Genomic DNA, 12321 nt, shown 5'->3' with positions numbered 1-12321 from the left:
GTCACTCGGCTCCCTCGACGGTGGCCTCCTCGCCGCCGGCCGCGAGCGGCGCGGACGACGGGCGGGGACGGGTGGTGCGGTTCTCGATCTTCTTGCCCTCCGGGCCGACCACGACCACCCGGTCGACGAACACCCCGGGCAGGTGCACGTCCTCGGGCCGGATTTCGCCCGGCTCGACCAGCGTCTCCACCTCGGCGACGGTGATCCGCCCGGCCATCCCGGCCAGCGGGTTGAAGTTGCGCGCGGACTCGTGGAACACCAGGTTGCCGTGCCGGTCGCCGACCGCGGCGCGGACCAGGCCGAAGTCGGCGGTCAGCGCGGTCTCCAGCACGTACTGCCGGCCGTCGAACTCGCGGATCTCCTTGGGGGTGGAGGTCTCCACCACGGTGCCCTCGGCGTCGTAGCGCACCGGGATGCCGCCGTCGGCGACCATCGTGCCCACGCCGGTGGGGGTGTAGAAGGCGGGGATGCCGGTGCCGCCGGCGCGCAGCCGCTCGGCCAGCGTGCCCTGCGGGGTCAGCTCGACCGACAGCTGTCCGGACAGGTACAGGCGGGCCAGCTCCTTGTTGCCCCCGACGAAGGAGCTGATCGTGCGGGTGATCCGCCCGGCGTAGAGCAGCACGCCCAGCGCCTGGTCGTCGACGCCGCAGTTGTTGCTGATCGTCGTCAGGCCCGAGGCCCCCTGCTCCAGCAGGGCGTCGATCAGCGCGATCGGCACACCGCACAACCCGAAGCCGCCGACGGCCAGCGTCACGCCGTCCCCGATGTCGGCCACCGCCTCAGCGGCGCTGCCCACCACCTTGTCCATGCCGAACCCACCGTCCGTCCGGGCGGCTGGGGTCGCTGCGTCAGGCAGGTCGGCCCAGCTCGCGGATGCCCTCGACCGTCCGGCCGAGCGTAGCGGTGACCCGTTCGGCCGCCGCGCGGCCCGGGAGCAGTGACGGGTCGGGGGAACGGACCAGCACGACCGACGCGCCGGCGGCCAGCGGGGCCAGCAGCCACGCCACCGGCCCGGCCTCGGCCGCGGTGCGGTCGTCGACGAGCACGCGGTCGCCCTCGACCACGCCGAGCCGCGTCGCGAGCTCCCGCGCGGTGTCGACCAGGCCGCCCAGGGTGAGCTGCAGCCCGCCGAGGAGCAGGCCGGGCGCGGCCGGGTCGGGCCGCTGCCACGGGGTGAAGACGTCGCCGTGCCCGCGCACCTCGAGCGCGAAGTCACGGGCAGGGCCGGCGTACCCGGTCATGCCCATCCCGAGCGGGTGCAGGGAGAGGCCGAGGAGCTCGGGCACCCCCAGCTCCTCCAGCGGCCCCAGCCGGTCCTGGTCGGCGAGCACCACGTCGACGCCGTCGAGCCGGCCGTCGTCCTCGGCCGCGGTGTCGAGGACCGTCGCCCCGCAGCTCCACACCCCGAGCAGCACCGCCGCGGTCTGCCAGTGCACCGGCAGCGCGACGGCGACCGTGCTGCCGGCGGTGACGTCGAACTCGTCCTGGAGCAGGTTGGCGGTCTTGGCCACCCAGTTGGCGAGGGTGGTCGCCGACAGCTCGACCCGCCCGCCGCCGAGGTCGTCGTAGGAGGTGAGCAGCGGCGCCGCGGGTGCGCGGCGCAGCGTCGCGGCCAGGAGCAGGTCCGGGGTCGTGGGGTCGGTGTGGCTCACGGTGCAAGGGTGGCAGGGTCGTCCCGGCGTCCCCCTCGGTGGCCCGATTGCCGTTACAGTTTGCGGGCGAGAGGGCGCGCACGCGCCCCCGTGGCAGTCGAGGGTCGTGACCGGCGACGGTGTCTCCGGGTGGGGCCCGACGAGGCTCTCCGAGGATGAGCCGCACATTCGGTCGACTGGCGTCCGTCGGTGCTGGAGAGCCGGGACGGCGGGCAGCCCAGGTCGTGGGTGTCGTCGCTCGCCTGGGGTCCGGTGGACCGCAGGTGCCCGGCGCCGGCCCATCTAGGGAGAGGTCGCAGGACGTGCTGGACACGCCGCTCGCCGAGCACCGCGCCGCCGCGACGGCCCGACGCGGCCCCGAGGTGCCCGTGCGGGGACGCCGGGACGAGGTGCGCCGGGTGGCCGCGGCCGTCGCCGGCTACGCCGTCCTGCAGGGCCTGGTGCTGGCCGCGCTGGCCCGGGTCGCGCCGCGCTTCTTCTACCTGGACGACTCCCTGGCCCAGTTCCTCCCGATGATGTGGTGGCTGGGGCGCAACGCCGAGGGCGGGGTCCCCCCGCTCATGGACCCCGAGCAGGGCATGGCCGGCAACGTCCTCGTCGACATGCAGTACGGGGCGCTGGACCCGCTGCACTGGCTCATGCAGGGCCTGGCCGCCACGTCGGACGACCTGCTGCTCGTCTCCTTCCTCTACGGCGCGGTCTCGGTCACCCTGCTGGGGCTGGGCTCGCTCGCCGTCCTGCTGCGGCACCGGGTGGGTGTCGCGCTCGCGGTCGCCGGCGCGGTCGGGATCGCCTCCAGCGGGTTCTTCCTCTGGTACGGCAGCTCCTGGTGGCCGCTGCTGTGGAGCGTCGCCTGGCTGCCCTGGTTCTGGTACGGGCTCACCGGCCGGGGGGTCCTCGGCGTGCTCGCCGTGGGGGTCTCCAGCTGGGCGCTGCTGACCTCGGGCAACCCCTACGTCCTGTTCTTCGTGGTCGTGCTGTTCCTCGGCCACCTGGTCGAGCGCCGCCAGTCGGCCGGGGCCTGGCGCGGGGTGGTCGACCGCGACCTGGTGCTGCGGCTGGGCTCCGCCGTCGGGGGCTGCGTGGTCGCCGTGCCGACGCTGCTCGCCGCCGCCGAGCTGTCCGCCGTCATGGGCCGGCCGGAGGGCGATGCGCTGTTCGGCAACGCGGGCTTCGCCGTCGCCAACCTCGCCGACGTCGTCCTCGGCGGCCCGACGCTCATGGCCCAGACCAACTTCTGGAGCGGCAACATCGGGCTGGTCCCGGCCATGGCGACGATGCTGCTGGCCCTGCCGGCGGCGGCCCTCGTCGACTGGCGGCGCGCGGTGCGGGCGCCCGGCGTGGTGCCGGCGGGGCTCGTCTGGGTCAGCGCCGTGGTCGCCACCCAGCTGCCCACCGTCGTCGCGGTGTTCCGCTACCCGCTGCGGTACGTCGTCGTGGCCGCGGTGTTCCTGCCCGCGCTGGTGCTCATCGCCCTGGCCGCCGCGCCACGCCCGACCCGGGGCCGCGTGCAGGTGGCCCTCGGCATCGTGGCCGCCCAGTTCCTGCTGGCGCTGTTCCGCGCGCCGGTCCTCTACCGCTGGCACGTGCTGGCCGCGGTGCTCACCGCCGCCGGCCTGGCGCTGCTGCTCGTCCACCTGCGCGCCGGCCGGTCCACCCGCCCAGGACGGCTCGCCGGCGTGGCCGTCGCGCTCGTCGTCGCGCTCGCCCCGGTCCTCAGCCTCTACACGATGGTCGCGGTCCAGGAGCGCATCGACGCCGTCGAGGGGACGGCGAGCGGCGGCCAGCCCTACCGCTCCCTGACCAACGCCTACTGGATCGGCACGACCACCGACGACTACGAGGCCCGCTCCGTCGCGACCGACGCCGCGGCCACCGTCGTCACCTTCGCCGTCGAGCCGGACTGGGGCTGGTCCTCCGGGGTCCTGGTCGGCAACGCCAACCTGCCCGCGGGCTTCCGGCCGGGCTTCGGCTCGCTCGCCGTCTGGCACGAGGAGCTCAACGAGCGCTGGTGCCGCACCTACCAGGGCGCCACCTGCTCGGAACCGGCGCAGCTGCTGGCCCCGGCCGGGGACACCGGCGTCCCGTGGATCGACCTGCTGTCCACCGACGTCGTCCTGCTCGCGGACAACGCCCCGGCCGAGATCCGGGAGCACTTCGACACGACCTGGCAGGCCACCGGCGTGGACGCCCCGTACACCGAGTACCGCCGGGACGACGGGCTGCCCGGCCGGGTCACCGCGGTCGACGGGGTCACCGTCTCCCCGGAGGGCTGGTCCTCCGGCCTGGCCCGCGTGGACCGTCCGATGGACGGCTACCTGGTCTCCACCGGCGCCGAGGGCGGCACCCTGACCACCCGGACGCCGTACTACCCCGGCATGACCGCGACCCTGGACGGCGAGCCGCTGCCGGTCACCAGCGTCGAGGGCGCGGTGCTCGCCGTCGAGCTGCCCGCGGGCCTGGAGTCGGCTCGGCTGGAGCTGTCCTACGCGCCGCTGGGCGCCCGGGCCGTGGTCCCCGCGACGATCGCCGGGACGGCGGTCATCGTGCTGGCCGCGGTGGGCGGCCTCGTGCTGCGCCGGCGGGCGGGCCGGTGAGCGGCCGGCTCGGGCGGCTGGTCCGCCAGGTCCTCAGCTTCCTGCTCGGCTCGGGGCTGGGCCTGGCCGTCGACCTCAGCGTCTTCGCCCTGGGCGTCCGGCTGGGCGCGGCACCGTGGCTGGCCAACGTGGTCAGCGCCGGGTGCGCGACCGTGGTGGTCTACCTCTTCGTCACCAAGTACGCCTTCGCGGCGGAGCGGACGCGGACCGGCTTCCTGCTCTTCGTGGGCTGGTACGTGGTGTCGATCGTGCTGTTCTCGGCGTTCATCGAGGTCCTCCACGTGCAGACCGGGTGGGCACCCTTCGTCTGTAAGTTGGTCTCGCTGCCCCCGTCCTTCGCGGCCAACTTCGTGGTGAGCCGGTTGCTGCTGCACCGGCGAGCCGCGTCCGGGCCGGCCCCCGGCAGGGGTCCGGCGCCCGCCCGCGACACGGCGGGGGCCTGACATGCAGGAGCGCACGGTGCAGACGTCCGATGGGCACGACGCCATCGACCTGGGGGAGCGGTACGACATGGCACGACCGGGCGGGTCGGTGCAGGCCCTGCTCTTCGACCTCGACGGCACCCTGGTGGACACCCGGGAGGCCAACTACCTGGCCTACCGCAACGCCTTCGCCGAGTCCGGCCACGAGCTGACCCCGGAGCAGTTCGCGGCCACCTGGGGTCGGGACTCCCGGGACTTCATCCCCGACCTGCTGCCCGGCATCGACCCCGGCGGGGTCGACGTCATCCGGGCGGCCAAGAGCCGGCTCTACGCCGAGGAGCTGCACCGGACGGCGGCCAACGACGCCCTGGTGGCCTTCCTGCGCCTGGTCGCGCCCACCCACCGGACGGCGCTGGTGAGCACCGCGAAGTCCGGCAACGGCGACCAGATCCTGCAGGCCCACGGGCTGACCCCGCTGTTCGACGTCGTGGTGTGGGGCGACCAGGTGACCCGCAGCAAGCCGGACCCGGAGGGCTACCTGCGGGCGCTGGAGCTGCTGGGCGCGGACCCGGCCGCCAGCCTGGCGTTCGAGGACTCCGAGACCGGCCGGCAGGCCGCGCTCGCCGCGGGCCTCATGGTCCTGGAGGTGCCGCACTTCTGATGGCCGTCCGCTACTCGCGCGGCCGTCTCGCGCTGATCGTCGTCGCGCTGGTCTCCCTGGCCGGGTTCGCGCTGTTCACCTGGCCGTCGCTGTCCGAGCTGTGGTCCCGGCTGTCCACGGGGCTGTCCGGGACCGGCTGGGCGCTGCTCGGCCTCGCCGGGCTGGTCCAGCTGGCCGGGCACGTGCTGCGCGCCGCCCGGACCAAGGTGCCGATCGACAACGTCCGGCGGGGCAGCCTCGCCGGCCAGTTCCGGCACCTGTCCATCGGCTACCTGTTCAACCTGGTGTGGCCGTTGCGGGTCGGGGAGGTGGTCCGCTCCTACCTCGTCGCGAAGACCCTGCGGATCAGCTTCCTGTACACGCTGGCGGCCGTGGTCCTCGAGCGGCTGATCGACGTCGTCCTGGTCTCGGTGGCCTTCCTGGTCTGCATCGCCGTCCTCGGTGGGCCGTTCTCGGGCATCGTGCCGGTCGCCGCGGTGGTGGCGCTGGTCGTGTCCCTGCTGCTCATCGCCGCCTTCGCCGCCCTGGTGCGGGAGAACGCCACGCTGATGCGGCTGGCGTGGCGGATGACGGCGTGGCTGAACACCGACCTGGAGAACCGGGCCCGCTTCAAGCTGTGGTCGGTCATCTTCGGCTTCCAGCGCTTCTTCCGGCAGCGCCGCCAGCTGGTCCGCTACGGCGTGCTCGCCCTGGCCTCGTGGGCCTGCTACGTCGCGGCGGCGGCGCTGACCGTGGTGCTCGTCTTCCCGGCGCTCAGCGGCCGCCAGGCCGTGATCGCCACCGCGGCCCCGGCCGGCGTGGTGAGCCCCAGCCTCGGCAACGGCGCCCCGGGCGCCTACGTCGAGAACATCCGGGCCTTCGTCGAGGGCAGCACGGCGCTGTCCGGCCCGGCGGTGCTGCTCTTCGGCGCCGCGTCCTGGGTCGTGGCCAACGTCCCGGTGCTCGTCGTCGCCGTCGTGGCCCTGTTCGTCAACTGGGCGCGGCGGACCAGCGACCCGCTCGCCGGCGCGGAGCTGACCCCGTCGGACCGCTACGTCAACAAGCTCGGCCGCGACCAGGACATCTCCGGGTCGATGACGCACTTCCTGGACGCCTACTTCCAGCGCCAGCACCTCAGCCAGGTCATGCACCGGCTGGAGGTGGACGGGAACGTCAGCCTGGTCCGCTTCTTCAAGGGCGGGTCCAACGCGGTGACGCTGCTGGCGACCAACGGCTCGGGGGAGCTGTTCGTCAAGAAGATGGTGCCGCCGGAGTACGCGCACCGGCTGAAGAACCAGCACGACTGGCTGGCCGAGCGCGCCGACCACCGGCAGCTGGTCACCGTGCTGCGCGAGCAGCACGCCGAGGACCACTACGCGATCGACATCGAGTACCGGCCGAGCAGCGTGCCGCTGTTCGAGTACGTGCACGAGAACCCGTTCGCCGAGGGCGCGGCCAAGCTCGCCGAGGTCTGGGACTACATGTACTCGCGGGTCTACCGGGTGGGTCAGCTCGAGCAGCACCCCGAGCTGCGCGACGACTACGTCACCGAGCGGTTCGTGCTGCGGGTGCGGGCCGCGGCCGAGTCGCACCCGGCGCTGGCCGAGGCGCTCAAGGGCGAGCGGATCGTGGTCAACGGCCGGGAGCTGGACAACTTCGACCGGGTGCTGCGCCGCATCCAGTCCACCGAGTCGGCCTGGACCGACCTGGCCACCTTCCGGCCGTCGACGCACATCCACGGCGACCTCACCGTCGACAACATCCTGGTGGACCTGCCCACGCGCGAGGTCCTGGTCATCGACCCCTCGGACGACAACCAGGTCCGCGGGCCGGTCATCGACTTCGCCCGGCACATGCAGTCGCTGGCCTACGGCTACGAGTTCCTCAACGAGGACGAGGACCCCGTCGTCCTCGGCGCGCGGGACGGCGTCCCGGAGATCACCTACCGCGACGCGCGGTCGGCGCGCTACGCCGAGCTGGCCGACTTCGTGACCACCCAGGTGATGCCGCGCCGGCTCTCGCCGGCCGAGCAGCGGTCGGTGCTCTTCCACGTGGGGCTGTTCTACGGCCGCATGCTCACCCACCGGGTGGCCATCAACCCCGGCACGGTGCTCAAGTACTACGGCGTCTGCATCCAGGCGCTGAACCGCTTCCTTGAGCAGTACGACCTGCCCGTGGACGCGGACGACGACGACGAGGTCCTCGGCGCCGAGCCGAGGACCCAGGAGGTACTCACCCGGTGAAGCCGGTCCCCCAGAAGGTCGTGGTAGCCATCCCGGCGTACAACTGCGCCCCCCAGATCACCCGGGTGCTCGACGAGATCACCGACGAGGTGGCCGCCCGCGTCGACCGGATCTGGGTGGTCGACAACCGGAGCACCGACGACACCCTCGAGAAGGCCGTCGAGTACAAGCGCACCGGCCGGCTGCCCAACCTGCAGGTGTTCCGCAACCGGCAGAACAACAGCCTGGGCGGTACGCACAAGGTCGCCTTCGAGCACGCGCGGGCCGCCGGGTTCACCCACGTGGTGATCCTGCACGGGGACAACCAGGCCAAGAGCGACGAGGTCGGCCTGCTGCTCGACCACGCCGAGGCGCACCCGGAGACTCAGACGGTCCTGGGCTCGCGGTTCAGCCGCCGGTCCCGGCTGCACGGCTACGACGCCAAGCGGGTGTGGGGCAACCGGGTGCTCAACGGCATCTACAGCGCGGTCACGCTGCGCCGGCTGCAGGACCTCGGCTCGGGCCTCAACCTGTTCGCCCTGCGGGACCTGGACCCGGCGGCGTACATGCGCTTCGCGAACCACCTGACGTTCAACTTCGAGATCCTGCTCCACCTGGTGGACCGCGGCGTGCGCTTCGCCTACGTGCCGATCACCTGGCGCGAGGAGGACCAGGTGTCGAACGCGCGGAACTGGAACATCTTCCGGACGGCGCTGCGCAACCTCGCGCTCTGGCGGCTGGGCCGGCAGACCTCGGCGCCTGCGCCCGACCGTGACTACGAGTGGGACGAGGTGCAGTGATGACCACCCTGCAGGTGCTCATGCCGATGGGCGGGCTCGGGACGCGGTTCCGCAAGGTCGGCATCAGCACCCCCAAGCCGCTCATCGAGGTCGACGGTGCCCCGATGTTCCAGCGGGCGCTGCGCTCGTTCGCCCCGTGGACGGGGGACAAGCGGGTGGTCGTGGTCGTCCGCGCGGACGACGACGCCGAGCACGGGCTGGCCCGTCAGGTGCTCGAGGCCGAGCCGGGCGCCGACATCGTGCTGCTGGACCACGACACGCGGGGCGCGGTGGAGACCTGCCTGGAGGCGCGCGACCGGCTCGACCCGGACCTGCCGCTGGTGATCATGGACTGCGACATCGCCTTCGACTCCCCGGAGTACTTCCGGGTGCTGGACGAGGCGGTGCGGAGCCGGGACGTCGACGGCCTGCTGCTGTCGTTCGCCTCCACCGAGCCGCGCTACAGCTTCGCCGAGGTGGGCCCCGACGGCATCGTCGTCCGGACGGCGGAGAAGCAGGCGATCTCCTCCGACGCGCTCATGGGCGTGTACTCCTTCACCAGCGCACGGGTCTTCCTCGAGGCCGCCGACCGGCTCATGGCCAGGCAGATCGACGCGGCGATGCCGGAGTACTACGTGTCGCTGGTGTTCAACGAGCTCATCTCCTCCGGCCGCCGGGTCGGCCTGGTCCGCGGCGACTTCTACTGCTTCGGGACGCCGGAGGAGCTGGCCGCCTACCAGGCGACCGGCCGGCCCATCTGAGCCCGGTGCGACGCCATCTGAGCACCGCGGCGCTGCCCGTGGCGGCGGTCCTGCTCACCGCCTGCGGCGCCGGCCCCGGCGCGGTGGTCCCGGCCGCCGGGCCGACGTCGCAGGGGCCGCTGCTGCCGCCGGCGGAGGAGGTCCGCCTGGCGGCCTACGGCGACTCGATCACCCAGGCCGACGGCGACGTCCCGGCCGGTGAGCTGGGCGCGGGCTCCTGGCTGTCGACCGCGGCGACCGACGGCGTGGTCTTCGCCGGCGGCTGGGCCCGCGGCGGCGCGACGACGGCGGACATGCTGGCCGCGGCCGAGCCCGTCGACGCCGACGTCCTGGTGGTCCTCGCCGGCACGAACGACCCCGGTGCCGGGCTCTCCGGTGAGCAGACCGCCGCGAACATCCGCGCCCTGGTCGACCGGGTCGGGGTGGCGCAGGTGGTGGTCTCCGCCGTCCCGCCGCGGGACGCGGCGCCCGAGGTCGCCGTCGCGACCAACGAGGTGCTGGCCGACCTGGCCGAGCAGGCGGGGTGGGTCTTCGCCGACCCGATGGCCGGCGTGCGGGAGGGCGACCGCTTCGCGCCAGGCATGTCCACCGACGGGCTGCACCCGACCGGGGCGGGCGCGGCCGTGATCGGCTCGGCGCTGCGGAGCACGGTGCTCGAGGTCGCCGCGCGCTGACGCCGCCCGGAGACGGCGCCGCCCCCGTGCCCCTGGGCCCGGGGGCGGCGTCGCGTCGGTGCGCCTACAGCTCCCGGGCCAGGAACTGGCCGAGGGTGCGGGAGTACGTGGCTGAGAGGTGGCTGCCGTCGACGTAGACCACCACGCCGCCGACCAGGGCGTGGCACTCGCGTTCATCGCAGAACGCATCGGTCAGGTCGAGGACGGTGACCCGCTCGTCGTCCATGGCGAGGACCTGGTCGGCGATCCGGTCGGGGGTCAGCCGCACGTCCCGCGGCCCGGCGCACGGGTCGTCGACCGCGCCCGCGTTCGCGATGCAGTCGGGCATGCCGACCTCCAGCGTGACCAGCTCCGGGGCGGGCGCCACGCCGTTGGTGGTGGGGGCGGCGCGGACCACGTGCACCTGCTTCCCGGCGTCGGCGAGCGCGCGCAGCGGCTGCTGCACCACCGCGGCCGGGATCTCGTCGCGCAGCACGCCGTCGTCGTCCACGTACTTGTAGATGTCGGAGCGGTAGCTGGTGAAGACCCGGGTGATCGACTCGTCCTCCGCCACCCGCTGCAGCACGTCCCGCCCCCAGGTGGCGCAGGACCCCGGCTCCTCCAGCGGCATGTCGACGCCGAGCATCCGGTCCGAGCCCAGCGCCGGGCAGCCGGCCTTGACGTGCACCACCAGGGCCCAGCCGCGGTCGTCGGCCACCTGCTGGAGGGCCTCGTACAGGGCCGCGCTGTGCGAGTCACCGATCAGCGCGACCGTCTCCGTGGCGTCCGGAGCGCCGTACCGGCAGGTCTTCACCTCGGTGTTGAGCCCGCCCTGCAGGCACGACATGCCCTCGGACACGTCGGCCTTGGCGAAGGCGGTGTCCACCGTGTCGCTCCAGGCGAACGGGTCGCCGCAGCCGCGGGCCGGGTCCATGGCGCCTGCGCCGAAGCAGGGGTCGCCGCCCGCGGCGAACGCCGCGGCGGCCGCGCGGGCCTGGTCGACCTGCACCTTGACGAACAACCAGCCGCCGGCGCACACCCCGACGACCAGCGCCGTGGCGACCGCGGTCGCGAGGAAGGTGGTGCCGGAGCCGCGGCGGGCCAGCGGGGTGCCGGTGCGGACCGGGTCCTCGACCCACACCTTGGTCGCCCAGCCGGCGGCGACGGTGACCAGGAGGATGCCGGCCTTCGACGTCGTCCCGAGGTCGTGACCCAGGGCGAAGGGGAGGATGACCACCAGCGGCCAGTGCCACAGGTAGGCGGAGTAGGAGATGTCGCCGAGGAACCGGACGGGGCCGAAGCCGGCGAGCCCGGTGGGGCTCCAGTCGCCGCGCGGCGCGCCGGCCCAGATGACCGCGACCGTGCCGAGGACCGGCAGCAGTGCCGCCGTGCCGGGGAACGGGGTGGCGCCGGTGTAGGCGAACGCGGCGACGGCGATCGCGCCGAAGCCGGCCCACGAGACGACCGCGCGCAGCCGGTCCCGGCCCGCCGGGGGAGCGGCCGCCCACAGCGCGAGCAGGCCGCCCAGGCCGAACTCCCAGGCGCGGGCCGGGGTGGTGAAGTAGGCGGCCGGCGGCGAGGTGTGCGTCGCCCAGAGCGCGTAGGCGAACGACCCGACGGTGAGCACGGTGAGCAGGGCCCCGACCACCACGCGGCGGGAGGAGCCGCGGCGGGCGGCGAGCCAGGCGGCGGCCACGATCAGCAGCGGCCAGAGCAGGTAGAACTGCTCCTCCGTCGACAGCGACCAGTAGTGCTGCGCGGGCGAGGCGGCGTTCGTGTGCGCCAGGTAGTCGACCGCGTCGCCGGCCAGCACCCAGTTCTCCAGGTACAGCGCGGAGGCGGCGATCTCGCGCAGCCAGCCCTGCCAGTACGACCGCGGCACCCACAGCGCCGTGGCGACGACGGTGGCCAGCAGCACCAGCAGTGCCGCCGGGAGCAGCCGGCGGGCACGGCGGGCCCAGAACCGCGCCAGCCGGACCCGCCCCGTGCGGTCCACCTCGCGCAGCAGGTGGCCGGTGATGAGGAAGCCGGAGACGACGAAGAAGACGTCCACGCCGACGTAGCCGCCCGGCACCCGGAGTGGGACCACGTGGTACAGGACCACCAGGGAGACGGCGAGGGCGCGCAGCGCCTGGATCTCGACGCGCACGCTCGTCGACCGGTTCCCCGGCGAGGCCGGCCGGGCCGCCCGCGGAGCCGGGATCCGGATGGCCCGGTCCCCGACCGCCGGCCGGTCCGTGGTCGTGCCGTGGTCGATCGCCACGCTGCCCCCATCTCGCGTCCACGCGGGCCGCGCGGCCCAGCTGCTCGTCGTGCCGGTCGTCGGTCCGCCGACTCCGTCGCTCCCGCTGCCGGGACCGGTGGGACGGGCTGTGGCCGTCCGCGCCCGCGCCGGGCAGGAGTCGCTCAGTGCTGGAGTCGAGGTGCACCCGCCTGAGCTGCTGTTCAGTCGAACTGTAACGAAACAGGAACGGTGGGAGACCGATGGTGCACGATGGTGTCGCGCACTCCAGCCCGTTCCGCCCCGCTCGTCACACGGGCCCCGGACGAACGACGCGGAGGGCCACCCCGGGGTGTCCCGGGGTGGCCCTCCGC

10 protein-coding genes are annotated in these 12321 nt (G+C 73.9%); 7 read left to right on the top strand and 3 right to left on the bottom strand.

The genetic code is table 11. The annotated features are described in order from the left end of the window. Position 1 precedes the first annotated feature (1 nt). Positions 2-808, bottom strand: coding sequence for a CoA transferase subunit A (locus tag BLR12_RS16910; RefSeq protein WP_091380653.1), 807 nt, complete (start codon positions 806-808; stop codon positions 2-4). Positions 809-848: 40 nt separating this feature from the next. Next, positions 849-1652 (bottom strand): TIGR03089 family protein, encoded by an 804-nt coding sequence (locus BLR12_RS16905; protein ID WP_218120712.1) that lies wholly within the window; start codon positions 1650-1652, stop codon positions 849-851. Between the two features lie 302 nt (positions 1653-1954). Between BLR12_RS16905 and BLR12_RS16900 the strand changes: the two genes are divergently transcribed. From BLR12_RS16900 to BLR12_RS16875, 7 genes are read left to right on the top strand one after another with little or no spacing between them, the layout of a single operon-like run. After that, the gene (locus tag BLR12_RS16900; RefSeq protein WP_143018798.1) at positions 1955-4249 is read left to right on the top strand and encodes a YfhO family protein; all 2295 of its coding nucleotides are present in this window, start codon (positions 1955-1957) and stop codon (positions 4247-4249) included. Beyond that, complete coding sequence (locus tag BLR12_RS24105) at positions 4246-4692, top strand: GtrA family protein (RefSeq protein WP_143018797.1); 447 nt, start codon at positions 4246-4248, stop codon at positions 4690-4692. The genes BLR12_RS16900 and BLR12_RS24105 overlap by 4 nt, the downstream gene beginning before the upstream one ends. 16 nt (positions 4693-4708) lie before the next feature. Next, positions 4709-5332, top strand: coding sequence for an HAD family hydrolase (locus BLR12_RS16895; RefSeq protein ID WP_176832562.1), 624 nt, complete (start codon positions 4709-4711; stop codon positions 5330-5332). After that, positions 5332-7554, top strand: coding sequence for a lysylphosphatidylglycerol synthase domain-containing protein (locus BLR12_RS16890; protein ID WP_091380648.1), 2223 nt, complete (start codon positions 5332-5334; stop codon positions 7552-7554). The genes BLR12_RS16895 and BLR12_RS16890 overlap by 1 nt, the downstream gene beginning before the upstream one ends. Continuing rightward, positions 7551-8333, top strand: a complete 783-nt coding sequence (locus BLR12_RS16885) for a glycosyltransferase family 2 protein (RefSeq protein ID WP_091380647.1) — start codon at positions 7551-7553, stop codon at positions 8331-8333. The genes BLR12_RS16890 and BLR12_RS16885 overlap by 4 nt, the downstream gene beginning before the upstream one ends. Next, complete coding sequence (locus tag BLR12_RS16880; protein WP_091380644.1) at positions 8333-9073, top strand: glycosyltransferase family 2 protein; 741 nt, start codon at positions 8333-8335, stop codon at positions 9071-9073. The genes BLR12_RS16885 and BLR12_RS16880 overlap by 1 nt, the downstream gene beginning before the upstream one ends. Before the next feature lie 5 nt (positions 9074-9078). Beyond that, the gene (locus tag BLR12_RS16875) at positions 9079-9747 is read left to right on the top strand and encodes an SGNH/GDSL hydrolase family protein (protein WP_176832561.1); all 669 of its coding nucleotides are present in this window, start codon (positions 9079-9081) and stop codon (positions 9745-9747) included. A 64-nt stretch (positions 9748-9811) separates the two neighbouring features. Here BLR12_RS16875 and BLR12_RS16870 read toward each other — a convergent pair whose 3' ends face one another. Next, on the bottom strand, positions 9812-11989 hold the full coding sequence (locus BLR12_RS16870) for an acyltransferase family protein (RefSeq protein WP_176832560.1): 2178 nt from the start codon (positions 11987-11989) through the stop codon (positions 9812-9814). Positions 11990-12321: the final 332 nt, after the last annotated feature.

Source organism: Geodermatophilus sp. DSM 45219 (assembly GCF_900104025.1).
Lineage (GTDB): Bacteria > Actinomycetota > Actinomycetes > Mycobacteriales > Geodermatophilaceae > Geodermatophilus.
This window is presented reverse-complemented; position numbering and strand designations above follow the sequence as displayed.

What these genes read in the sequence shown, in the direction of transcription:
- BLR12_RS16910 (WP_091380653.1), bottom strand. Translation starts at nt 808, where the DNA reads ATGGACAAGGTGGTGGGCAGCGCCGCTGAGGCGGTGGCCGACATCGGG.
- BLR12_RS16880 (WP_091380644.1), top strand. Translation starts at nt 8,333, where the DNA reads ATGACCACCCTGCAGGTGCTCATGCCGATGGGCGGGCTCGGGACGCGG.
- BLR12_RS16890 (WP_091380648.1), top strand. Translation starts at nt 5,332, where the DNA reads ATGGCCGTCCGCTACTCGCGCGGCCGTCTCGCGCTGATCGTCGTCGCG.